Annotated in this window: 24 protein-coding genes; 9 read left to right on the plus strand and 15 right to left on the minus strand. The window is 74.0% G+C overall.

Going from position 1 to position 20854, the window contains the following annotated elements; translation table 11 throughout:
* The first annotated feature begins 98 nt into the window (after positions 1–98).
* On the plus strand, positions 99–686 hold the full coding sequence (locus tag J3R08_RS11615; protein ID WP_209961114.1) for a DUF1684 domain-containing protein: 588 nt from the start codon (positions 99–101) through the stop codon (positions 684–686).
* Between the two features lie 39 nt (positions 687–725).
* Here J3R08_RS11615 and J3R08_RS11620 read toward each other — a convergent pair whose 3' ends face one another.
* The gene (locus tag J3R08_RS11620; protein WP_043325043.1) at positions 726–1313 is read right to left on the minus strand and encodes a general stress protein; all 588 of its coding nucleotides are present in this window, start codon (positions 1311–1313) and stop codon (positions 726–728) included.
* Positions 1314–1425: 112 nt separating this feature from the next.
* Between J3R08_RS11620 and J3R08_RS11625 the strand changes: the two genes are divergently transcribed.
* Together J3R08_RS11625 and J3R08_RS11630 are read left to right on the plus strand one after the other, a co-directional pair.
* Positions 1426–3216, plus strand: a complete 1791-nt coding sequence (locus J3R08_RS11625) for a glycoside hydrolase family 15 protein (RefSeq protein ID WP_209961115.1) — start codon at positions 1426–1428, stop codon at positions 3214–3216.
* 89 nt (positions 3217–3305) lie between these two features.
* Positions 3306–3806, plus strand: coding sequence for a metallophosphoesterase (locus tag J3R08_RS11630; RefSeq protein ID WP_209961118.1), 501 nt, complete (start codon positions 3306–3308; stop codon positions 3804–3806).
* Between the two features lie 4 nt (positions 3807–3810).
* Here J3R08_RS11630 and J3R08_RS11635 read toward each other — a convergent pair whose 3' ends face one another.
* A complete protein-coding gene (locus tag J3R08_RS11635) occupies positions 3811–4035 on the minus strand; it encodes a DUF3072 domain-containing protein (protein ID WP_043330357.1) in 225 nt (74 codons plus the stop codon).
* Positions 4036–4136: 101 nt separating this feature from the next.
* Between J3R08_RS11635 and J3R08_RS11640 the strand changes: the two genes are divergently transcribed.
* Positions 4137–5075, plus strand: coding sequence for an NAD(P)/FAD-dependent oxidoreductase (locus J3R08_RS11640; protein WP_043330356.1), 939 nt, complete (start codon positions 4137–4139; stop codon positions 5073–5075).
* Between the two features lie 12 nt (positions 5076–5087).
* Here J3R08_RS11640 and J3R08_RS11645 read toward each other — a convergent pair whose 3' ends face one another.
* From J3R08_RS11645 to J3R08_RS11655, 3 genes are all read right to left on the minus strand, one after another.
* Positions 5088–6377, minus strand: coding sequence for a sodium:proton antiporter (locus J3R08_RS11645; protein WP_043325040.1), 1290 nt, complete (start codon positions 6375–6377; stop codon positions 5088–5090).
* Between the two features lie 100 nt (positions 6378–6477).
* Positions 6478–7155 (minus strand): HAD family hydrolase, encoded by a 678-nt coding sequence (locus tag J3R08_RS11650; RefSeq protein ID WP_043325039.1) that lies wholly within the window; start codon positions 7153–7155, stop codon positions 6478–6480.
* Positions 7156–7164: 9 nt separating this feature from the next.
* Positions 7165–9318 carry a SpoIIE family protein phosphatase gene (locus J3R08_RS11655; RefSeq protein ID WP_043325038.1) on the minus strand — a complete coding sequence of 718 codons (2154 nt, stop codon included), beginning with the start codon at positions 9316–9318 and terminating at the stop codon, positions 7165–7167.
* 200 nt (positions 9319–9518) lie between these two features.
* On the opposite strand from J3R08_RS11655, the gene J3R08_RS11660 reads away from it, so the two are divergent.
* A complete protein-coding gene (locus J3R08_RS11660; protein WP_043325037.1) occupies positions 9519–10379 on the plus strand; it encodes a hypothetical protein in 861 nt (286 codons plus the stop codon).
* Positions 10380–10455: 76 nt separating this feature from the next.
* Here the strand turns inward: J3R08_RS11660 and J3R08_RS11665 are convergent, their stop codons facing one another.
* Positions 10456–10818: a DUF6401 family natural product biosynthesis protein gene (locus J3R08_RS11665; protein WP_209961120.1), complete on the minus strand. Its 363-nt coding sequence runs from the start codon at positions 10816–10818 to the stop codon at positions 10456–10458.
* 162 nt (positions 10819–10980) lie between these two features.
* Between J3R08_RS11665 and J3R08_RS11670 the strand changes: the two genes are divergently transcribed.
* Positions 10981–11427, plus strand: a complete 447-nt coding sequence (locus tag J3R08_RS11670; protein WP_030499855.1) for a hypothetical protein — start codon at positions 10981–10983, stop codon at positions 11425–11427.
* 1 nt (position 11428) lies between these two features.
* Here the strand turns inward: J3R08_RS11670 and J3R08_RS11675 are convergent, their stop codons facing one another.
* The 5 genes from J3R08_RS11675 to J3R08_RS11695 all read right to left on the minus strand — a co-directional run bounded on the left by J3R08_RS11675 (position 11429) and on the right by J3R08_RS11695 (position 14377).
* Complete coding sequence (locus J3R08_RS11675) at positions 11429–11641, minus strand: hypothetical protein (protein WP_209961122.1); 213 nt, start codon at positions 11639–11641, stop codon at positions 11429–11431.
* 165 nt (positions 11642–11806) lie between these two features.
* Positions 11807–12070: a hypothetical protein gene (locus J3R08_RS11680; RefSeq protein WP_030270328.1), complete on the minus strand. Its 264-nt coding sequence runs from the start codon at positions 12068–12070 to the stop codon at positions 11807–11809.
* Positions 12071–12200: 130 nt separating this feature from the next.
* Entirely contained in the window at positions 12201–12422 is a 222-nt protein-coding gene (locus J3R08_RS11685) for a hypothetical protein (RefSeq protein ID WP_018788305.1), read from the minus strand.
* 105 nt (positions 12423–12527) lie between these two features.
* Positions 12528–13565: a sporulation protein gene (locus J3R08_RS11690; RefSeq protein ID WP_209961124.1), complete on the minus strand. Its 1038-nt coding sequence runs from the start codon at positions 13563–13565 to the stop codon at positions 12528–12530.
* 164 nt (positions 13566–13729) lie between these two features.
* The gene (locus J3R08_RS11695; RefSeq protein WP_209961126.1) at positions 13730–14377 is read right to left on the minus strand and encodes a helix-turn-helix domain-containing protein; all 648 of its coding nucleotides are present in this window, start codon (positions 14375–14377) and stop codon (positions 13730–13732) included.
* Positions 14378–14423: 46 nt separating this feature from the next.
* Between J3R08_RS11695 and J3R08_RS11700 the strand changes: the two genes are divergently transcribed.
* Entirely contained in the window at positions 14424–15095 is a 672-nt protein-coding gene (locus J3R08_RS11700; RefSeq protein WP_209961128.1) for an alpha/beta fold hydrolase, read from the plus strand.
* A 17-nt stretch (positions 15096–15112) separates the two neighbouring features.
* Here the strand turns inward: J3R08_RS11700 and J3R08_RS11705 are convergent, their stop codons facing one another.
* The 3 genes from J3R08_RS11705 to J3R08_RS11715 are packed head-to-tail and all read right to left on the minus strand — an operon-like array spanning position 15113 to position 17129.
* Entirely contained in the window at positions 15113–15574 is a 462-nt protein-coding gene (locus tag J3R08_RS11705; RefSeq protein ID WP_030499861.1) for an SRPBCC family protein, read from the minus strand.
* A gap of 58 nt (positions 15575–15632) precedes the next feature.
* On the minus strand, positions 15633–16049 hold the full coding sequence (locus J3R08_RS11710) for a DUF2795 domain-containing protein (RefSeq protein ID WP_043325035.1): 417 nt from the start codon (positions 16047–16049) through the stop codon (positions 15633–15635).
* 57 nt (positions 16050–16106) lie between these two features.
* Entirely contained in the window at positions 16107–17129 is a 1023-nt protein-coding gene (locus tag J3R08_RS11715; protein ID WP_064448758.1) for a YihY/virulence factor BrkB family protein, read from the minus strand.
* 142 nt (positions 17130–17271) lie between these two features.
* On the opposite strand from J3R08_RS11715, the gene J3R08_RS11720 reads away from it, so the two are divergent.
* Positions 17272–17676: a ChaB family protein gene (locus J3R08_RS11720; RefSeq protein ID WP_043325033.1), complete on the plus strand. Its 405-nt coding sequence runs from the start codon at positions 17272–17274 to the stop codon at positions 17674–17676.
* 60 nt (positions 17677–17736) lie between these two features.
* Here the strand turns inward: J3R08_RS11720 and J3R08_RS11725 are convergent, their stop codons facing one another.
* Entirely contained in the window at positions 17737–19170 is a 1434-nt protein-coding gene (locus J3R08_RS11725; RefSeq protein WP_064448757.1) for an aldehyde dehydrogenase, read from the minus strand.
* A gap of 72 nt (positions 19171–19242) precedes the next feature.
* Between J3R08_RS11725 and J3R08_RS11730 the strand changes: the two genes are divergently transcribed.
* Positions 19243–20835: an NAD(P)/FAD-dependent oxidoreductase gene (locus J3R08_RS11730; protein WP_209961131.1), complete on the plus strand. Its 1593-nt coding sequence runs from the start codon at positions 19243–19245 to the stop codon at positions 20833–20835.
* The last annotated feature ends 19 nt before the right edge of the window (positions 20836–20854 follow it).

Below are 20854 nucleotides of genomic sequence, written 5' to 3' on the forward strand. Positions count from 1 at the left end.
CTATTTAAAATTTAAACAAGTGGCCCTGGCTTGCGCGGACCAGCGCGCCTTAGGGGGCTTCTTAAAACCTGAACGGGCCGCCCGGCTAGGGTCGGGGAATGGACGATCTCGACCTGCTCGACTGGCGGGAGCGGGTGGCGGCGCTCTACCTGTCCGACCTCGACCTGGCCGGCTTCCGGGCCGCCCGCGACGAGCTGTTCCGCACCCACCCCAGCAGCCCGGTGCCGCCCGCCGACCGGCCCGGCTTCACCGGACTGCGCTGGTGCCCGCCCGACCCGTCGGCAGTGGTCGAGGCGCCGCTGCGCGCCACCTCCGGCGAGCTGCGCATCGACACCGGCGGCCCGGACGGCGTGGTCGCGTACCGGCGGGTGGCCGTCGCCGACACGCCGTGGGGACCGCTCACGCTCTGGTGGATCGAGGCGTACGGGGGCGGACTCTTCCTGCCGGTACGGGACGCCACCTGCGGCGACGGGTCGTACGGCGGGGGCCGGTATCTCACCGACACGGTGAAGGGCACGTTCGGCCGCGGCCTGACCGTGCTGCCCGGCGACCGGGTCCGGCTGGACGCCAACTACCTCTACAACCCCAGCTGCGCCTACGACGACAGGTGGGCCTGCCCGCTGGCCCCGCCGGAGAACCGGGTGGACGTGCCGCTGCGCGCCGGCGAGCGCGCGTACCACGAATGAGGGGAGGGCCGCCCGGCCCTCCCCTCATCGCCCTGCCGGTCAGCGGGCGGTGGCGCCCGTCGGTGTCAGGTGCATCCGGCTGAGCAGCTGCTGGGCCTGCCCGGCCATCTCCGCGTCCACCGTCACCGCGTACTGGGCGGCCCGCAGCGAACTGGCCGACGTGAAGTCACGCTGACCGCCGCTCATCGCGTGCGCGACAGCGCCGAACACGGCACCCCAGATCGCGCCGATCACCAGGCCGACCAGGATCACCGCGAGCCAGTTGCCGGCGGTGAAGATGCCGAAGAGCAACCCGATGAACAAACCGAACCAGGCGCCGGTGCCGGCCCCGAGCAGGGCCGCCCGGCCCGTGGTGAGCCGTCCCATCACGGTCTCCACGAGCGTGAGGTCCGTACCGACGATCGAGGTACGTTCCACCGGGAACCGGTTGTCGGCCAGATAGTCCACCACCCGCTGGGCGGACGGATAGTCCGGGTACGAGCCGATTGTGACGGTCGCCGAACCGGCCTGCGGTCCGTGCCCGTCCCCGCTCGGCGGCGTCGGGCGACCGCCCGGGCCGGACGGGAGGTTGTCGCTGCCCGGCATGCCGGGTTGCCAGGCCGTGGTCGGAGTCGAGGGTCTGGTCATGAGCATCCTCCTTCGTCAACCCGCCGCGTTCCCGTCGCCGGGCAGCGGTAACGCACCGGCCCGGACCGATGTGGCGAGGCATGCCGACGCCCCGCGCCGGGTAGCCACACCCGTGCCGACCCGACACATCAGCGAGCACGGCTTCCTCGCCGACGGGCGCAGCGCGGCCCTGGTCGATCGCGACGGCTCGGTCGACTGGTGGTGCCCGCCCCGGTTCGACGCGCCGTCGGTGTTCGGCCGCCTGCTCGACGAGGACGCCGGGCACTGGAGCATCCGCCCGGAGGGGGAGTCGACGAGCACGCGCTCCTACCTGGACGACGCGCTCGTGCTGCGTACCGTCTTCGCCACCGCGACCGGCACGGTGGCCGTCACCGACGCGCTGGCGCTGGAGCCCGGCGCGCGCGGTCACGACATCGGGATGCGCTCGCCGCGGGTGCTGGCCCGGCTGGTGGAAGGGCTCACCGGCGAGGTGACGATGCGCGTCGACTACGCGCCCCGCTTCGAGTACGGCCGCGTCGGCGCCTACCTGACCGAACGCGACGGCGTGATCCGCGCCACCGCCGGCGCCTGCCGCCTGGAGTTGCGCGCCGACGTCCCGCTCACCATCGCCGGGGGAGCCGCCACCGGGCGGTTCACCGCCCGCGCCGGCAGCACGCACCGCTTCACCCTCGGGTACGCCCCGACGTACGCCGGCGCCGAACCGGCGCTGCCCGACGCCGCCGAGGTGATCGCCGAGACGGTGGCCGGGTGGCGGTCCTGGTCGGCGCTGCACGACTACCAGGGCGAGTACCGCGACGAGGTGCGGCGCAGCGCGCTCGCGGTGCAGGGCATGACGTACGCGCCCAGCGGCGCCGTCGTCGCGGCGGCCACCACCTCGGTGCCGGAGCGGCTCGGCGGCGACCGCAACTACGACTACCGCTACGTCTGGCTGCGCGACTTCAGCCTCACCCTCCAGGCGCTCTGGCGGGCCGCCTGCCCGGACGAGGCGGACCGGCAGTTCACCTGGGTGGCGCGGGCGATGGGCCGGATCGGTGACGAGCCGGTGCCGATCATGTACGGCGTCGAGGGGGAGCGGGACCTGACCGAGCACGACCTCGACCACCTCGCCGGGTACGCCGGCAGCCGGCCGGTGCTCGTCGGCAACGACGCCTGGCGGCAGCGGCAGAACGACGTGCTGGGCGAGGTGCTGGATGCGGCCTGGCTGATGCGCTACTACCTCGACCCCATGTCACCGGAGGTGCGTGACCTGCTGCGTACGCTCGCCGACCAGGCCGAGCGCGGCTGGCACCGGCCCGACGCCGGGATGTGGGAGGCGCGCGGCCCGCAGCGGCACTACGTCTCCTCCAAGGTGGAGTGCTGGACCGCGCTGGACCGGGCGGTCCGGTTCGGCTCGCGCATCGGCGAGCCGGCCGACGTGGCCCGCTGGGCCGCCGCGCGCGACGAGGTGCGGGCGGCGGTGCTCGCCCGGGGCTGGAACGAGCGGGTCGGCGCGTACACCGGTGCGTTCGGCTCCGACGACCTGGACGCCTCGGTGCTGGTCATGCCGCTGGTCGGCTTCCTGCCGGCGGGCGACCGGCGGATGCGCGCCACGATGGACCTGCTGGAGCGGCGGCTGTCGCGCGACGGGCTGCTGCGCCGCTTCGACGGCGACCCGGCCGGGTTCGTGATCTGCTCGTTCTGGCTGGCCGCCGGCCTGGCCGAGGCGGGGGAACTGGACCGGGCGCGGCGGCTGTTCGAACGCCTGGCGGCCCGCACCAACGACCTCGGCCTGTACGCCGAGCAGATCGACCCGGGCACCGGCGAGCAGATGGGCAACTTCCCGCAGGCGTACTCGCACATCGGCCTGATCACCGCCGCCGGCCGCATCACCGACGCCGCCGCCCGCGCCGCCTCTCCGCGTTGATCATGAAGTTGACGGCGTAGTCGATCTCCCCGAGTGCCGCCAACCTCATGATCGGCGCGGGAAAGAGGGGGGTGGGGGAGGATGAGGGGGTGGAGCTGGTGATCATGGCGGACACGCACGTGCCCAAGCGGGCGCGGGATCTTCCGGGGCCGCTGTGGGCGGCCGTGGAGGCCGCGGATGTCGTGGTGCACGCCGGGGACTGGGTGGACGTGGCGCTGCTGGACGCGCTGGAGGCGCGGTCGCGCCGGCTGGTCGGCGTGTACGGCAACAACGACGGGCCGGAGCTGCGCGCCCGGCTGCCCGAGGTGGCCCGGGTCGAGCTGGACGGCCTGCGCGTCGCCGTGGTGCACGAGACCGGCCCGAAGGCCCGCCGCGAGGAGCGCTGCGCCGCCGCGTACGGCGACTGCGACCTGCTCGTCTTCGGGCACTCGCACATCCCCTGGGACAGCGTCGCCCCGGGCGGCCTGCGGCTGCTCAACCCCGGCTCGCCGACCGACCGGCGGGCGCAGCCGCACGCGACGTACCTGACTGCGCGGGTGGCGGCGGGGCGGCTCGACCGGGTCGAGCTGCACCGCCTGCCCCCGCGCTGACCGCTCAGCGGCCCCGGCCGGTCTCCGCCTGCAACTCGTCGATCCGCCGGGACGCCTCGGCCTTGGTCAGGCCCTCCGGCACCGGCTCGCCCGCCTCCTGCGCCAGCGTGTGCAGGTACGACTCCTGGGCGGCGGTGGGCGGCTCGTCGCCGGTGACCCAGTCGTCCGGGTCCTTGACGGCGGCGTCCGGGTTCACGTTCCTGCCGTTGGTGCTGGCGCGGTCGGCCATGCTCATCACCTCTCCTCGAACAGGTGTTCCACTACCCCCGGGCCGCCGGGTTCATGCCGGCCGCCGCCTACGATCACCTGGTGACGACGGACCGGGCGGGCGTGGTGGTGGTCGGCGCGGGCATCGCCGGAGTGGCGTGCGCGACCGAGTTGGCGCGGGCCGGGATCCCGGTACGGCTGCGCGAGCGCGCCCGGGTCACCGGCGGGCGGATGGCCAGCAAGCGTTTCGACGGCCGCCCGGCCGACCTGGGCGCCGCGTACTTCACCGTCGACGACCCGGACTTCGCCGCCGTGGTGGACCGGTGGCGGGCGGCCGGGCTGGCGCGGGAGTGGACCGACACGCTCGCCGCGTACGGGCCGGGCGGACGCGAGCAGGTCACCGGCCCGATGCGGTGGGCCGCCCCACGCGGGCTGCGCTCGCTCGTCGAACACCTGGCCGGCGACCTTCCGGTGACCCACAACCGGCTGGTGATGACAGTCGAGCCGGGCCCCCGGGCCGACGGCGCCGAGGCCGAGGCGGTGGTGCTCGCCATGCCCGGCCCGCAGGCCGCGCTGCTGCTGGACCCGGCGCTGGCCGAGGCGACCCGGGCGGTGGCCGCGCAGCGGTGGTCGTCCGCGTTGACCGGGGTGCTGCACTTCCCGGCCCGCCGCTGGGCGGACTTCCGGGGCGCGTTCGTCAACGACCACCCGGTGCTCAGCCTGGTCTGCGACGACGGCGACCGGCGCGGCGACGGCGCGCCGGTGCTCGTAGCGCACACCACCGCCGGGTTCGCCGCCCGGCACCTGCTCCAGCCCACCGCCGCCCGCGAGGCGATCGAGCAGGCGGTACGCGACCTGCTCGGGCTGCCCGAGCCGGCGCTGTCGACCCACGTGCACCGCTGGACGTACGCGACCCCGGCCGCGCACGCCGGGGATGCCACGTTCCACCTGGACGACGACGGCATCGGCCTGGCCGGCGACGCGTTCGGCCGCCCGCGCGTGCAGACCGCCTGGCGCTCCGGCCGGGACCTCGGCCGCGCGCTCGCCGCCCGGCTGGGCTGAACCGGGGCGCGCTCAGCCGGTGGCGCCCACCGGCTGAGCCGCCGACCCGGCCCGCGTGTCCTCGCCGGTGCGTTCACCCTCCCGGTCCAGCAACTGCATGACCGGTGTCGCGGCGATCCCGTGCGCCACCACCGAGACCACCACCACGAGACCGACTGTGGCCCAGACCAGCTCCGCCTGCGGGAAGTCGGTCTTGCTGGTGGCGTACGCCAGGTAGTAGAACGAGCCGACGCCGCGGATGCCGAACAGCGAGATCACCCAGTGCTCGGCCGGCTTGCCGGGCGCGCCGCGCAGCGACAGCCACCCGGCCAGCGGCCGGATCACCAGCACCAGGGCCAACCCGGCCAGCGCGGCCGGCCAGGTCAGCGGCGCGAGCAGCCCGCCGATCACCGCGCCGCCGAACAGCAGCAGCAACAGCACGGTGAGCAGCCGCTCCACCTGCTCGGCGAAGTCGTGCAGCACGGAGTGGAACTCGTGGGTGCGCTCGGCGGCCCGGATCGCCCGGGCGGCCACGAACACGGCCAGGAAGCCGTACCCGCCGATCACCTCGACCAGCCCGTACGCGAGGAACGTCGCGGCCAGCGCGAGGAACCCCTCGGAGTGCCGGGCCAGCCGCAGCTTGCTCGGGGCGCGGAAGAACAGCTTGCCGAGCAGCCAGCCGACGAGCAGCCCGCCGCCCACCCCGGCGGCGAGCTTGTAGAGCACGTCCACCGCGAACCACTCGCCGAGCCAGCCGGACGGCGCGAGCCCGGTGGTGGCGATCGCGATGGCCGCGTACACGAACGGGAAGGCCAGCCCGTCGTTCAGGCCCGCCTCCGAGGTGAGCGCGAAGCGCACCTCGTCCTCGGAGTCCTCCACATCGGTCGGTTCGCCCACCTGCACGTCGGAGGCGAGCACCGGGTCGGTGGGCGCGAGCGCCGCGCCGAGCAGCAGCGCCGCGGCCGGCACCAGCCCGGCCCACCACCAGCCGAGCAGCGCCACCGCGGCGATGCACAGCGGCATGGCGATCGCCAGCAGCCGCCACGTCGACGACCAGCGGGCCCAGCTCAACGGACGGTCGATCTTCAGGCCGGCGCCCATCAGCGCGACGATCACGCCGACCTCGGTGAGGTGGGTGGTCAGCTCCGGCCAACGCAGCGGATCCGGTGTGGGCAGACCGGTGGGCAGCACGAAGACGAGCATGCCGAGCCCGAGGAACGCGATCGGCATCGACAGCGGCCGTCGCTCCAGCACCCGGGGCAGCACCCCGGCCAGCAGCGCACCGACGCCCAGCAGAGCGAACGCGACATCGACCGGTTCCACGGCACCACCCTTCCGACGCCCGGCGGCCGGGCGGTGGAGTCCAGCAGTGCCCCGAAGCGGACCCGGCTAAGCCTGCGCGCGCCCGCCGGTTGACCGCCGCTCAGCCGAGCGAGGCGATGGCGCTGTCGGACAGGGCGTCCAGCAGCGCGGCCGGGTCGTCGTACACCGCGACCGCGCCCGCGCCGGCCAGCTCCGCGCGGCCGGTGCCGCCGCAGGTCAGCCCGATGCAGGGGATGTCGAGCTTGCCGGCGGCGGCGACGTCCCAGACCGAGTCGCCGACGAACACCACCCGCTCGGCGGCCAGCCCCGACTGCTCCAGCGCGGCGACCAGGATGTCCGGCGCCGGCTTGCTCTCCCGCGCGTCGGCCGACGAGGTGACCGAGTCGATCACGTCGTCGGCGTCCAGCGCGGCCCGTAGCGCGGTCACCTCGTGTTCGGCGGCCGAGGTCGCGAGCACCACCCGCAGCCCGCGCTCCGCGCAGGCGCGCAGCAGCTCCCGCGCCCCGGGCAGTGGCGTGAGGCGCTCCCAGTACTCGCCGTAGAGCGCGTCGTGGGCGTCGCGCAGCCGGCCGTCGGCGTCCCGGTCGCGCTCCGCGCCGAGCAGGTGGTCGAGGAGCTTGTCCGAGCCCATGCCGATGGACCTGTGGATCCGCGCCATCGGCACCCGGTGGTCGGCCTGGCGCAGCGCCTCCCACCAGCTCACCGTGTGCAGGTACGTGGTGTCGACCAGGGTGCCGTCCACGTCGAAGAGGACACCGCGGCGCTTGTCGTCGGTCATGTCCGGCTCCTACCCGGCCGGGGCGTCGCCGACGCGCGGTCCGTCCGCCGGGATGAGGATCTCGAACCACACAGTCGATCCGCGTACGGTCGGGTCGGTCCCCCAGGCGTCGCTCAGCTCCTCGATCAGGCCGAGCCCACGGCCCCGGCTGCTGAGCGTGTCGGTCTGGGCGCGGGTCACCTGACCCCGGGTGCCCGAGTCGGCCACCGACACCAGCAGCCGCTCCGCGGACAGGTCGACCTCGACCCGGGCGGCGGTGCCGGCGTGCAGCAGCGCGTTCGTGGTCAGCTCGCTCGTGCACAGCACCGCCGCGCCGATCACCGCCTCGGGCACCTGCCACTCGGTGAGCTGCGCAGTCATCCAGTGCCGGACCCGGCTCGGCGCGGTCGGCTCGGCCGGCACCTCCATGCTCGCCGACCGGCTCGGCCGGACCGCGTACTCCACCGCGAGCACCGCCACGTCGTCCTCGGTGGCGCCCGGCACCGCGGCGGTCGCGACAGCGCACAGCGCGCGCGGGTCCCCGCCGGCCGCTCCCGTCACCGCCGCGCCCAGCCCCGCCATCCCGGCGGCCACGTCCTGCCAGCGGCGCTCCACCACGCCGTCGCTGTAGAGCAGCAGGGTGTCACCGGGGCGGAACGGCACGGTGGCGGTACGCGCCCGCCCGCCCAGGCCCAGCGGAGGAGCGGGCGGCACGTCGACGAACTCGGCCACCGCCGCGTCGGGTCCGGCGCGCCGGATCAGCGGCGCGGGATGCCCGGCGCTGGCCAGCGTGACCAGTTCCCGGTCCGCGTCGATCACGCCGAACACCACTGTGACGAACAGCTCCTGGGTGCCGCCCTCGACGCCGAGGCTGGCGACCAGCCGGTCCAGACCGTCGAGCACCGCGTCCGGGCGAGGGTCGACCAGGGCGAGCGCGCGCAGCGCGGCGCGCACCTGGCCCATCCGGGCGGCGGCCTGCACGTCGTGCCCGGCCACGTCGCCCAGCACCACCCCGAGCGCGCCGGTGGGCAGCAGGAACGCGTCGTAGAAGTCGCCGCCGGCGGCGTTGCCGTCCACGCCCGGGTCGTACCGGGCGGCGATACGCAGCCGGGGCAGGTCCGGCAGCCGCTCCGGCAGCATGCTGCGTTGCAGCATCTGGGCGGTGCCGTGCTGGGTCTCGAAGCGGCGGGCCCGCTCGGCGGCCTGGCCGACCAGCTCCGCCGACGCGGCGAGCAGCGCCCGTTCCGCGGGGGACCACGGACGCGGCTCCCGGTAACCGATGGTGAGCGAGCCACGGACCACACTCGTGCGCAGCGGCAGCGCCGCCAGCGCGCGGATCTTCTCGTCGTGCCGGTCCGCCGCGACGCCGCGCAGCGGCTGGCCGTCGGCGGTGAACGAGGCCACGCCGCTGCGCGCGGACACCACCGCCGGCAGCGCCGACTCGGCGGACATCCGCCGCCACAGCGGGGGCAGCCGCTCGTCGGCCTCGTCGAGCAGTTCGCCGCGGATGCGGCGGACCAACCGCCAGGCGCTGCCCTCGTCCACCGCGAACGACACCCGGTCCGCGTCGAAGGAGTGCAGGCAGTAGCGCAGCGTCACCCGGGCCACGTCGTCCAGGGTGAGCGTGCCGGACAGCGCCGCCGCGAAGTCGCTCAGGCTCTGCAACTGCTGGGTCAGCTGGGTGGTCTGCGCCGAGACGGTGAGCACGCCGACGATCCGGCCGGTGGAGTCGCGTACCGCGCAGTGCCCGCGGGTGAACACGGCCGGCTCGGCCGGACCCTGCCGGTCGGCGGGCAGCACCGCCTCCCGCTGCAGGAACGGCTCACCGTGCCGGTAGACGCGCTCCAGCGCCTCGCCGGCGCCGGGATCACGCCACACCTCGGCGAACGCCTCGGCCGCCGGCCGGCCCAGCGCGTGCGGGTGCCGGTCGCCGATCAGCTCGGCGTACCCGTCGTTGTAGAAGACGACGAGGTCGTCGCCGAGGAGCAGCGCCATCGGCACCGGGGAGGCGAGCACCACGTCCATCACGGCGCGTACCGCCGGATCCCAGCCCTGCGGTGCGCCCAGCGGCGTGCCGGCCCACGGATGACCGGTCTGCGCGGGCGGCCCGTGGACGACGGGATCGGCGGGCGCTCCCGGTGCGGGGGCGGGCGGTGTGGGAACCCGACCGACGGTGCCTGGCATGACCGCAGCCTAACCGGAGCGTGGCGGGCTGGTTCCGATCATGCGTTCGTGGCGGGTCCCGGCTTCCGGCGGCGCGGACGTTCGGGCAGGTCACGGCCGGTTCGATCACCCATGTCGGGAAATTGGCCCGGTCCGGCTCGGAGTGCTGCCCAGGTCACCGGGTATGCGGGCGGCGCAGTTCACGCGACAGGAGGGACATCATGCCGAAAACCCTCGCGGTCGGGCAGGTCGACATCGGTGCGGCCTGGACCGACTTCTGGAGGTCGGTGCTGCTCTTCGTACCGCGGGCGATCGCGTTCATCGCGATTCTCGTCGTGGGTTGGCTCATCGCTAGAGCCGTACTCAAAATCGTGGACGCGGCACTGGAACGGGTCGGGTTCGACCGCGCCGTGGAACGGGGCGGTATCAAACGGGCCCTGGAACGCACCAAGTACGACGCCAGCGACATCCTGGCCAAACTGGCCTACTACGCGGTCCTGCTGTTCACCCTGCAGTTCGCCTTCGGGGTGTGGGGGCCGAACGCGATCAGCGACCTGATCCGCGGGGTGGTGTCCTGGCTGCCGAGAGCCTTCGTGGCGATCGTGATCGTGGTGATCGCCGCCGCCATCGCCAACGCCGTCCGGGACCTGGTCTCCGGCGCGCTCGGCGGGCTCTCGTACGGCCGGGTGCTGGCCGACGTGACAGCGATCTTCATCCTGGCGCTCGGCATCATCGCCGCGCTGAACCAGGTGGGTATCGCCACCACGGTGACCACACCGGTGCTCGTGGCCTTCCTCGCCACCGTGGCCGGCATCCTGATCGTCGGTGTCGGTGGTGGTCTGGTCAAGCCGATGCAGGACCGCTGGGACGGCTGGCTGCACCGGGCCGCCGAGGAGTCCCGGGCGATCCGGCAGCAGCGGCAGGCGCAGCAGGCCGGCCGGGGCGACTACGAACGCAAGATGGCCGACCGGGGCGGGCAGCCGACGCCGGCCGCGCCGCAGTCGTCGATGTCGGGCGCGGGTACGTACCGCTCCGGCGAGATGGGCGACGAGACGCAGCAGTTCCGCCGGCCGGGAGGCTGACGGCAACGGGTGACGGGGTGTCCGCGGGATGGTGGCGGGCGCCCCGAAACCGTGTCCGGGTCCGGCCGGCTGCCGGTCAGGCCAGGTGACGCGGGTCGAGTCCGCGGGCCAGCAGGCAGACCGCCAGCAGGCGGGTGAGCACCCAGTCCGGCGCGGACCAGTCCACCGGCTCGGCCGGCGGCGTCCAGCCGTGCTCCGCCGCCGCGTCGCGCAGCCCCTCGGCGTATCCGGCGAGCGCCGCCACGGTGAGCGGGTGGCGGTCGCCGTGGAGGCTGTCGCGTACCCCGGCGGCGTGCTGGTCGACCTCGGCGAGCAGCCCGGGGCTCGCGTGGGCCGCGGCGAGGCCGGCGGTGCCGACGGCGGCGGTCAGCGTGGTGAGGGTCGACCGCGCGGCCACTGCCGCGGAGCGGGTCGCGACCCGGTTGTTCGGCACGCGCATGGTGTCCGAGGCTAACGCCGCCCGGTGCGGACCGACCTCGGCCGACCGGCGGACTGCGGGGTCGTCCGGGAGAGCGGCCACGTCGTCCGCGGGGATTGAGTCGCCCGTGCGGGGGCAGAAGTCCGGCACGAGGAGCACGCAGCAGCCCCACGGAGGGACACCATGGGACATCTGGCCGACGGCCCGGACCGGGCGCACCGCCGCCCCGACGGGGTGAGTGACGCCACGGTCGAGGCGCTGGGCAGGCTCAGCGAGGCCCTGGAGTGCGTCGAGCGGGCACGCGGGCACCTCTACGAGCTGCATCAGCTGATCGGCCACGCCGATCTGATGCTCGACGACGCCGTGGAGATGTTCCGCCGCGCCGGGCACCCGGGCCTGGCCGAGCGGATCGACCGGGAGCTGCTCGGGCGCAACGTCATCGCCGGGCGGTGGACGTTCCAGATCGTCGAGGACTTCGACGACGGGTACTACGCGCTCTTCCGGGAGCTGGACCGGCAGGCCCGCGACGAGCTGGTCGAGGGCCGGCGGCACCTCTACGAGGCCGAGATGAAGGAACGCCGCCGCAGCCGGGGGATGCCGGGGCACGAGGCGCGCCCGGGCACACGCTGACTCAGTCGGAGGAGCGGGCGTCGGCCGGACGGCGGCGCGCGCCGTCGTCGGCGATGATCACGGTCGCGACCATCAGCGCGACCACCAGGCTGAACAGCCAGGAGCTGTCCTCGGTGAACCGGGCGGAGACCGGAGCCTGGATCGAGGCGAGCAGGAAGCCCAGCCAAGCGAGCTTGCGCTGACGGTTGGAGAGGAAACCGGAGCCCTGTTGCATCCCGAAAGTCTTGCGCGCGACAGGGGGAGTGCCGTCAGCCGTTCGGCCGATTCTGGATGGGCTGTCCGTTTTCCTGGCTGTCCGTACCGCACTTTTTGTCGTATCGGCCGAGCATGAATCCGGCGGCCACGGGCATCGGCGCGGGTGCCCGCAGCCGTCCGGGGATCACATGCTGTCCGGGCCGGTCCGCCCGATCGTCGACGGCCGGTAGGCCCGGTCCGCATCGGTCATCTCGCGCCGCTCGGCCTCCGGGCCGGCGCCCCGGTCCACCGCCTCCGGGCCGTGCCCGAACGCGGCCTCCTCGCCGGCGTCGTTGGCGGTGACGTCGTCGCCCTGGCCGTCCGTGGCCGACCGGGCGATGGCCTGGTCCAGCTCGTGCAGGGGAGTGCGGTCCTCGTCGCGCCACACGTGGCGGTCGTTGTCGGTCATTCCCCTGCGGTACCCGGACCGGATGATCGCAAACGGCCGGGCACGGCGACAGCCGCGGTCCCGGCTCGTTTCGATCCCGATGCCCGGTGGCCCGGAACGCTTCCCGGGCCACCGGGCATCGGCGATGGCGCTACTTGGCGCCGGTGAGGGCCACCAGGGCGTTGGCGGTGCGGAAGTACGGGTTGCGGCCGAGGTCGCCGACGGTGGTGATGTTGAAGGCGTCCTTGAGCAGCTTGGCGTCGCCGTCGCTGACCCCGGCGAGGGCGGACACCGGGGCGTCGACGATCTCGGTGAGGGTCTTGTCCTGGTAGGCCTTGTCGACCAGCTTGGTGAGGTCGGCGGTGACGGGCATGCACACTCCTTCGACTTCCGGTCGGGCAATCCGACCGGTTGCGGACAAACCTGACGGAATTAGATCATGAAGCGGTACAAGAGATCCACTGTGGATCCCCGGGGCTCACTCCTCGTCGTCGCCCTCGTCGTCGCCGAAGGAGTCGAACACCTCGTCGGCGAGCATCCCGCCGGCGAAGCCGAGCGCGGCGCCGCCGACCACGCCCGCGGCGACGGCACCCATGCCCGGGCCGCCGTGCCGCTCGTGGTGCTCCTCCTTGTGGTGGCCGTACGCGGCGTGCCCGTAGCCGGGCGCGCCGTAGGCGGGCTGTCCGTAGCCGGGCGCGCCGTAGGCGGGCTGCCCGTAGCCGTGGCCGGCGTGCATGCTCTGGTAGCCGTCGAGGGCCTGGCGGACCCACGCGTCGACCTGAGCGGCCCAGTCGACCTGGTCGGCGTCGGTGTGCGCGACGTGGTAGCGGCCGAAGGAGTCATGGCCGCCGGAGAACAGGCCACCGCGCTTGTCGAACTCCAGCACGACGTCGACGCCGTACTCGTTCGCGACGAAGGTCAGCTCGACCTCGTTGACGGCGTGGGCGTACTGCGGGGCGGCGTAGTACTCGATCTCCTGGTAGAACGGCAGGCTCTGGCGCAGGCCCGAGATGTGCCCGCGTTCCAGGTCGGCGCCCTTGAACTGGAATCCGAGCCGGCCGAAGCCCTCCAGGATGCGTTCCTGCACCGGCAGCGGGTGCACGTACACCGGGTCGAGGTCGCCCTTGTCCACGGCGCCGCGGATCGCCACCTCGGTGCGCAGTCCCATCGTCATGCCGTGCAGGCGCTGCCCGTACAGGTCGGTCACCGGCGCCTCCCACGGCATCGCCACCTGGAACGGCAGCGACATCTGCTGTCCCTCGGACAGGCGCAGACCGCCGGCGACCTGGACCCGGTGGAACTCCACGAGTGCGTCGTACTCCTGCTCGGCGCCCTCCATCTCCACCCGGGTGACCAGCCCGACGGTGATGTGGTCGATCTCCACGTCGTGGCTGCCGCCGGTCAGGTTCACCTGCCCGCCCAGCATCAGCCCCGGGCGGGTACCCGGATTGGCCAGGACCGTGTCGACAGCGGGGCCGCCCACCCCGAACGCGCCCAGCATCCTCTTGAACACCACGAACATCTCCCTTGACGGCCACCGGACGTGCGGCACCCGGGATCCGGGGAGAGATTCACCTGGAACCCTTGTGCCGCAACGAGATCAACGGCGTCCATAATGGATCACGCCGCGCCGGGAGACTACCAACGCCACCTGAGAGGTAGCTGAAAGCATTCGCTTCGTCACTGTGGGCCATTGGCCGGCGTGGGGCGCCGGAACAGCCGCAGCAGGCGGGCCGCGACCTCGCCGTCGCCCCGGACGGCGACGTCGGCGGCATGCAACGGCACGCCACCGAAGATGAGCGAGCGGAAGGTCCCGGCGCCGGCCCGGATCACCAGGTCGGGATCGGCGGCGTCGGCGCGTACCACGTCGACGCGTCCGTCCTCGACGGTGACGAGCAGGCTGTCGCCGTCGAGAAGAAGCTGACACCGTACGGCGAAGTCGCGCGCCGCGGCCGGGTCGAAGGTGGTCTTCATGGCGAGGGCCAGCGCGTCGACGCTCAGCTGCGCCGACGAGGTCAGCGGACCCCGGCTGCCCCACCTGGCCAGCCCCAGCAGGGCGGGTTCGAGGTCCCGCCCCCATTCGGTCAGCTCGTACGCCCGGACGCCCGCCGGTGGCCCGAGACGCCGCCGGCGCACCACTCCCGCCTCCTCCAACTCGGCGAGCCGGGCGGTGAGCATGCTCTGACTGGCGCCGGGCAGGCCGCGCCGCAGGTCGGTGAAGCGCTTCGGTCCGAGCAGCAACTCACGGACGATCAGCAACGCCCATCTGTCGCCGACCAGGTTGAGCGCCCGGGCCAGACCGCAGGGATCGTCGTATGCGCGCGCCATCCGCTGATGGTATCGCTACAGCACTCTCTGGTGCTAAATTCGCACCGTGACGACGTGCATCCTGATCCCGGGAGCCGGCGGCGACGCCTGGTACTGGCACCGCCTGGTTCCCCTGCTGGAGCAGCGCGGCCACGAGGCGATCGCCGTCGACCTCCCGGCCGCGGACGACAGCGCGGGACTGCCGGAGTACGCGGAAACAGTGGTCGAGGCGGCCGGTGACCGCGGGGACCTGGTGGTGGTGGCCCAGTCGATGGGCGGCCTGACCGCGCCACTGGTCTGCAGTCGGCTGCCGGTCTCACGGCTGGTCCTGGTCAACGCGATGATCCCGGCGCCCGGTGAGACCGGCGGCGACTGGTGGACCAACACCGGGCAGGACCAGGCCCGCCGGGAGTGCGACAGGCGCGAGGGCCGCTCTCCCGACGGGCCGTTCGATCCGCTGGTGTACTTCTTCCACGACGTGCCGCAGGACATCACCGACCAGGCCATGGCGGGTGGGTCACCGCAGTCGGGCACGCCGTTCGCGCAGCCCTGGCCGCTTGATGCGTGGCCCGACGTGCCGACCGAGGTCCTGAGCGGCGGCGCGGACAGGTTCTTCCCGGCCGAGTTCCAGACCCGGGTGGCCCATCAGCGGCTCGGCGTCACGCCCGAGCGCCTGCCCGGCGGGCATCTGCTGGCCCTCAGCCGGCCCGAGGCGCTGGCTGCCGCGTTGGACCGCTGAGGGCGGGGGAGGTTGCCTCAGGGGATGGGCCGGTCGACCGCACCGCGCCAGGCGCCCGTCTCCTGACCGCGCCGCTCGATGAACTGCTTGAACCGCTCCAGGTCGCCCTTGGCGCGCCGGTCGACCACGCCGAGCTTGTCGCCGGCCTGCTCGACCGCGCCGTGCGGCTCGAACTCCATCTGCAGCGTGACCCGGGTGTGCCCCTCGTCGAGGCGGTGGAAGGTCACCACGCCCGCCTGCTGGGTGCCCCCGGTGGAGCGCCAGGCCACCCGCTCGTCCGGCAGCTGCTCGGTGATCTCGGCGTCGAACTCGCGCTTCACGCCCGCGATCTCGACGGTCCAGTGGGTCATCGTGTCGGAGAGCTGCCGCACCTCCTGCACGCCGTCCATGAAGTGGGGGAACTCCTCGAACTGGGTCCACTGGTCGTACGCGGTCCGGATCGGGACGTCCACGTCCACGTGCTCGGTAACGCCACTCATGTCGGGGTTCCTCCTGTTCCGCCGGTGTGTGTCTCGTACGGGCCGTGGGCCGGCCCGCTCACCAGCGCGTCGTCTCGTTCCTGTGCCCGAGTGCGGCCCACACCTCGGAGATCGTCTGGTAGTGGGCGTCCGCGGGCAGGGTCTCCAGAGCGGCGACGATGTCCGTCGGCGCCTCGTTCTCCCGCGCGTTCGCCAGCAGCGCCTCCCGGTCGCCGGGCAGGGCGGTCATCGTGATGAACCGCCCCAGACGGCTGCGCGCCTCGACGTCCTCGGAGCTCATGCCCTGCGGCGTGCCGCTGCGCAGCTCCCCGGCCGGCGCCGTGGTGGCCTCCGGCTGGTCCTCGCCGGCGGGCTCCGGGATCCGGAACTCCTCGGCCCGCGAACCGCCGGTGCCGGCGCTCTGGACGAGACCGCTGACCTCGCTGCTCATCTGGTCGTCGACCCTGGGCGAGTGCTTGCTGCTGCCACGTTCCATGCCTTGGGAGATGCCCCGGGGGACCGCCGGTAAACCGGCGCCGGCCGGGAGAGCCGGTCATCCGGGCGGCAACCGGTCGGCCGGCCGCTGCCCGTCCGCCTTCTCGTCGTCGGCCGGGGCGCGCGGCGGCAGCACCGGGTCGTCCGGCTCCTCGACCCCGGCCTGCATCGCCCGCCCGCGCTGCAGCTCGGCGTTGACCTGCACGCCGAGCATCAACGCGCAGTTGGACAGGTAGAGCCACACCAGGAACGCGATGACCGCGCCGAGACTGCCGTAGGTGACGTCGTACGAGCCGAAGTTGGCCACGTACAGGCCGAAGCCGAAGGACGCGAGCACCCAGGCCACGAGCGCCAGCGCGCCGCCCGGGGTGAGCCAGCGGAACCGCGGCTGCTGCACGTTCGGCGCGATCCAGAACAGCAGCGACAGCAGCGTCATGGCGACCACGGCGAGCAGCGGCCACTTCGCCACCGACCACGTGGTGCGGGCCACCGCGCCGGCGTGCAGCAGGTCACCCACCGCGTCGGTGACCGGGCCGCTGACGATCAACCCGGTGGCCACCACCGCGAGCAGCACGATCGTCACCGCGGCCATGCCGATCTGCAACGGGCGCAGGCGGTAGAACGGACGGCCCTCCCGCACCCCGTAGATCGCGTTGGAGGCGCGGGTAAACGCGCCGATGAACCCGGACGCGGACCAGAGCGCGCCGAGCAGACCGAAGCTGAGCAGCACCTTCGCCGAGCCCTGCTGCTCGACCACGTTGCGCACCACACCCACGAACGCGTCGTTGCCGACCACCGAGCCGGCGCCGATCTCCCCGGCCAGGTCGATCACGGTGTCGACGGTGCGCGGGCCGTCGGAGACCAGGCCGACCAGCGCCACCACCACGATCGTGGACGGGAACAGCGCCAGCACCCCGTAGTAGGTGAGCGCCGCCGCCCAGTCGGCGCAGTTGTCGGTGACGAAACCCTTGCCGCTGCGCACCAGCACGCCCCGCCAGGTACGCCAGTTGAGCTGGCGGATCCGGCGGGGGAGACGGGACCGCGTCCGGCCGCCGACCGTCTGTGGTGTCGTCACGGTCATGTCCGCCTCCTCCAGGCTCCGCCACCGGGCGTGGCGGGGCGGTACCCCCGGGGGGAAATCGACAAACCGGGGCGCCGGTTTGCCCGCCGGACGGGAGGGAACCACACCAGGCAGCCGATCGAGACTCCAGGAGGAGGACGAGATGCCCGGGCGCGAGGTACTGCCCAGCACGCTGCGGCGCTCCCCGGCGAAGGCGCAGCGGACCTGGGAGAAGACGCACGACTCGGCGGTCGAGACGTACGGCGAGGGGGAGCGGGCGCACCGCACCGCCTTCGCCGCGGTCAAGCACGAGTTCGAGAAGGTGGGCGACCACTGGGAGCCCAAGGGCCGCAAGGGGCCCAGCGACGAGCAGGCCGAAGGCGGCGGCCCGGCCCGGCGCGCGCCGACGGCCGGCGGGGTGGACGCGAACGCCAGCAAGGACCACCTCATGGAGGTGGCGAAGAAACTGGACGTGCGCGGCCGGTCCCGGATGACCAAGCCGGAACTGGTCAAGGCGATCGAGAAGGCCAACAACAACGCGACCCGCAAGGCCCGCGGGGGTCGCTGACCCCTGGGGGTACGCGTCGAGCCCGGGACCGCCTCGGTCCCGGGCTCGTGTCGTGCCATCTCACCAGTGGCCGCCGCCCGGCGCCTGAAGGTGCACCGCCTTGACGGTGCTGAACTCGTCCAGCAGTTCCGGGCCGTACCCGAAGCCCTGACCGCTGCCCCGGCGCGGCTGGGCCGCGCCCCCCGGTGCCCCGCCGAACACCGAATTGATCTTCACGGTGCCGACCGGCAGTTCCCGCCAGGCGCGCTGGGCGTGGCTCATCGAGCCGGTCAGCACGGTGGCGGCCAGGCCGTACGGGGAGTCGGCCGCGCAGCGCAGCCCCTCGCTGAACGAGTCGACCACCACCACCGCGGCGACCGGCCCGAACGTCTCCTCGCGGACCAGCGCCATGTCGTGCCGGCACCCCTCGACCACTGTCGCCGGGTAGAACGCGCCCGGCCCCTCCGGCAGCACACCGCCGGCGCGTACCCGGGCGCCGTCGGCGAGCGCGGCCGTCACCTGACCGTGCACGTGGTCCCGGTGCCGCCGGTCCACCAGCGGGCCGAGCTGCGTTTCCGGGTCACGGCCGGGGCCCACGGTGAGCGCCTCGGCGCGCGCCACGAGCGCGTCCAGGAAGCCCTCGGCGACGTCCCGGTGCACGTAGACGCGTTCCACCGCAACGCAGATCTGACCGGCGTTGGCGAAGCACCCGAGCGCCGCCTGCTCGGCCGCCCAGACCGGGTCGACGTCCGCGTCCACCACCAGCGGGTCGCTGCCGCCGTTCTCCAGCAGCACCTTCGCGCCGGTACGGGCGCCCGCGGCGGCGATCGCCCGGCCGGTCGCAGTGGAACCGACGTGGGCGACGACGTCGACGTCCTGCCCGGACAGCGCGGCCCCCACCTCGCCGCCGCCGCTGAGCAGCGACAGCACCCCGGCCGGCAACGCCGAGTCCAGCGCGCGGGCGAGCAGCCAGCCGGTGGCCGGGGTACGCTCGCTCGGCTTGTGGACCACCACGTTGCCGGTGACCAGGGCCGCGCCGAGCAGGCCGCACGACACCGCCACCGGGTCGTTCCACGGGGTGATCGCGGCGACCACGCCGCGTGGCTCGGGGGCCATGAAGTCCAGCGCGTCGTGCGCGCCGTGCAGCGTCCGGCCGCCCCGGACCGGCGCCAGTTCGGCGTACTGTCGCAGCGTGCCGATGCCCGCCGCCACCCCGCCCCGCGCGTCCTCCAGGGGCTTGCCCATCTCCGCGGTGGTCGCCTCGGCCAGCTCTCCGGCCGCCGCCTCGACCGCGTCCGCGGCCCGGTGCAGCGCCGCGGCCCGCTCCGCGGTCGGGGTCGCGGCCCATTCCGCCGCCACGCCCCGGGCCGCCTCCACCGCCTTGGCCACCTCGTCGGCGGTCGCCACCGGCGTCCGGGTCACCGGCGACCCGTCCGCCGGATCGTGGACGACAAGCTCGCCGCCCTCGCCGCCGGCACCCCACACTCCACCTATGAGCTGCGCAACCGTGTACATGCGGCCCTGCTTGCCCCGGCCTGGGCCGGGCAAACGCGTTTCGCCCGGTGACCGGCCGGGTAGGCGGATCCGATGACCTCGACCGCCGACGCCGTCGTCATCGGAGCCGGGCACAACGGGCTGGTGGCCGCGAACCTGCTGGTGGACGCCGGCTGGGACGTCACCGTCCTGGAGGCCACCGAGGCGCCCGGTGGGGCCGTCCGCTCCGCGTACGTGACAGCGCCCGGTTACCTCAGCGACCTCTACAGCTCCTTCTACCCGCTCGGGTACGCATCTCCGGTCCTGGACGGGCTGAGCCTGGAACGGCACGGTCTGTCCTGGACGCACGCCCCGGACGTGCTGGCGCACCTGCTTCCGGACGGCCGGGCCGCCGTGGTCAACCGCGACCTGGACACCACAGCGGCCTCGCTGGAGGCGTTCGCGCCCGGCGACGGGGAGCGCTGGCGGCACGCGTACGCCGACTGGCGCCAGGTGGCCGAGCCGATGCTGCAGACCATCACCACCCCGTTCCCGCCGGTACGCGGCGGGCTGGGCCTGCTGCGGCAACTCCGGGTCGGTGGCGCGCTCCGTCTGGCCCGCCGCCTCCTGCTGCCCGTCCGCAAGCTCGGCGCGGAACTGTTTGAGGGCGAGGGCGGCACGGTCCTGCTGGCCGGCTGCGCCCTGCACACCGACCTGTCCCCGGAGGAGGCCGGCTCCGGCGTGTACGGCTGGCTGCTCGCCATGCTCGGCCAGCAGGTGGGCTGGCCGGTGCCGGTCGGCGGCGCCCAGCGGATCACCGACGCGCTGGTGGCCCGGCTGGTCGAGCGGGGCGGGCGGATCGAGTACGGCGCCCGGGTCGAGCGGGTGCTCACCGCCCGGGGCCGCGCGATGGGCGTCCGTACCGCCGGGGGAACCTCCTGGCGGGCCCGCCGCGCGGTGCTCGCCGACGTGCCCGCGCCGGCGCTCTTCCTCGACCTGGTCGGCGCGGCGGCGCTGCCGCCCCGGATGGTCGAGGACCTGGCGCACTTCAAGTGGGACGGCTCCACGCTCAAGGTCGACTGGGCGCTGTCCGCGCCGGTGCCGTGGAAGAACCGGGAACTGGCCGGCGCCGGCACCGTGCACCTGGGCGCGGACCTCGACGGGCTCACCACGTACGCGGCCGAACTGGCCCGCGGCGAACTGCCCCGGGACCCGTTCCTGCTGGTCGGGCAGATGTCGGTGGCCGACCCGAGCCACTCGCCGCCGGGCACCGAGTCGCTCTGGTCCTACACGCACCTGCCGTTCCGCCGGGACTGGCGGGCCGAGGACGTCGCGGGGCACGTGGAGCGGATGGAGGAGGTGCTGGAGGAGGCGGCGCCGGGCTTCCGGGCCTCGGTCGTCGGGCGGCACGTGGCCGCCCCGGCCGACCTGGAGGCCGCCGAGCCGAGCCTGGTGGGCGGCGCGCTCGGCGGTGGCACTGCCGCCGCGTACCAGCAGTTGTTCCTGCGGCCGATCCCCGGCCTGGGCCGCGCCGACACCCCGGTGGACCGGCTCTACCTGGCCAGCGCCTCCGCCCACCCCGGCGGCGGTGTGCACGGCGCGCCGGGGGCGAACGCGGCGCGGGCCGCGCTGGCCCGCGACCGGGCCGTCACCGGCGCGGTGTACGCCCGCACGATCGCCGCCGCCCACCGCGCCGTCTACCGCTGACCGCGTCTGCGCGGCACCA

This window comes from Micromonospora sp. HB375 (genome assembly GCF_017872985.1).
Classification (GTDB): domain Bacteria; phylum Actinomycetota; class Actinomycetes; order Mycobacteriales; family Micromonosporaceae; genus Micromonospora; species Micromonospora chalcea.

Bases quoted from the DNA above. Each gene is read 5' to 3' on its own strand.
- J3R08_RS11615 (WP_209961114.1), top strand. From the start codon at position 99: ATGGACGATCTCGACCTGCTCGACTGGCGGGAGCGGGTGGCGGCGCTC.
- J3R08_RS11620 (WP_043325043.1), bottom strand. From the start codon at position 1,313: ATGACCAGACCCTCGACTCCGACCACGGCCTGGCAACCCGGCATGCCG.
- J3R08_RS11635 (WP_043330357.1), bottom strand. From the start codon at position 4,035: ATGGCCGACCGCGCCAGCACCAACGGCAGGAACGTGAACCCGGACGCC.
- J3R08_RS11650 (WP_043325039.1), bottom strand. From the start codon at position 7,155: ATGACCGACGACAAGCGCCGCGGTGTCCTCTTCGACGTGGACGGCACC.
- J3R08_RS11655 (WP_043325038.1), bottom strand. From the start codon at position 9,318: ATGCCAGGCACCGTCGGTCGGGTTCCCACACCGCCCGCCCCCGCACCG.
- J3R08_RS11660 (WP_043325037.1), top strand. From the start codon at position 9,519: ATGCCGAAAACCCTCGCGGTCGGGCAGGTCGACATCGGTGCGGCCTGG.
- J3R08_RS11665 (WP_209961120.1), bottom strand. From the start codon at position 10,818: ATGCGCGTGCCGAACAACCGGGTCGCGACCCGCTCCGCGGCAGTGGCC.
- J3R08_RS11670 (WP_030499855.1), top strand. From the start codon at position 10,981: ATGGGACATCTGGCCGACGGCCCGGACCGGGCGCACCGCCGCCCCGAC.
- J3R08_RS11675 (WP_209961122.1), bottom strand. From the start codon at position 11,641: ATGCAACAGGGCTCCGGTTTCCTCTCCAACCGTCAGCGCAAGCTCGCT.
- J3R08_RS11680 (WP_030270328.1), bottom strand. From the start codon at position 12,070: ATGACCGACAACGACCGCCACGTGTGGCGCGACGAGGACCGCACTCCC.
- J3R08_RS11685 (WP_018788305.1), bottom strand. From the start codon at position 12,422: ATGCCCGTCACCGCCGACCTCACCAAGCTGGTCGACAAGGCCTACCAG.
- J3R08_RS11695 (WP_209961126.1), bottom strand. From the start codon at position 14,377: ATGGCGCGCGCATACGACGATCCCTGCGGTCTGGCCCGGGCGCTCAAC.
- J3R08_RS11705 (WP_030499861.1), bottom strand. From the start codon at position 15,574: ATGAGTGGCGTTACCGAGCACGTGGACGTGGACGTCCCGATCCGGACC.
- J3R08_RS11710 (WP_043325035.1), bottom strand. From the start codon at position 16,049: ATGGAACGTGGCAGCAGCAAGCACTCGCCCAGGGTCGACGACCAGATG.
- J3R08_RS11715 (WP_064448758.1), bottom strand. From the start codon at position 17,129: ATGACCGTGACGACACCACAGACGGTCGGCGGCCGGACGCGGTCCCGT.
- J3R08_RS11720 (WP_043325033.1), top strand. From the start codon at position 17,272: ATGCCCGGGCGCGAGGTACTGCCCAGCACGCTGCGGCGCTCCCCGGCG.
- J3R08_RS11725 (WP_064448757.1), bottom strand. From the start codon at position 19,170: ATGTACACGGTTGCGCAGCTCATAGGTGGAGTGTGGGGTGCCGGCGGC.
- J3R08_RS11730 (WP_209961131.1), top strand. From the start codon at position 19,243: ATGACCTCGACCGCCGACGCCGTCGTCATCGGAGCCGGGCACAACGGG.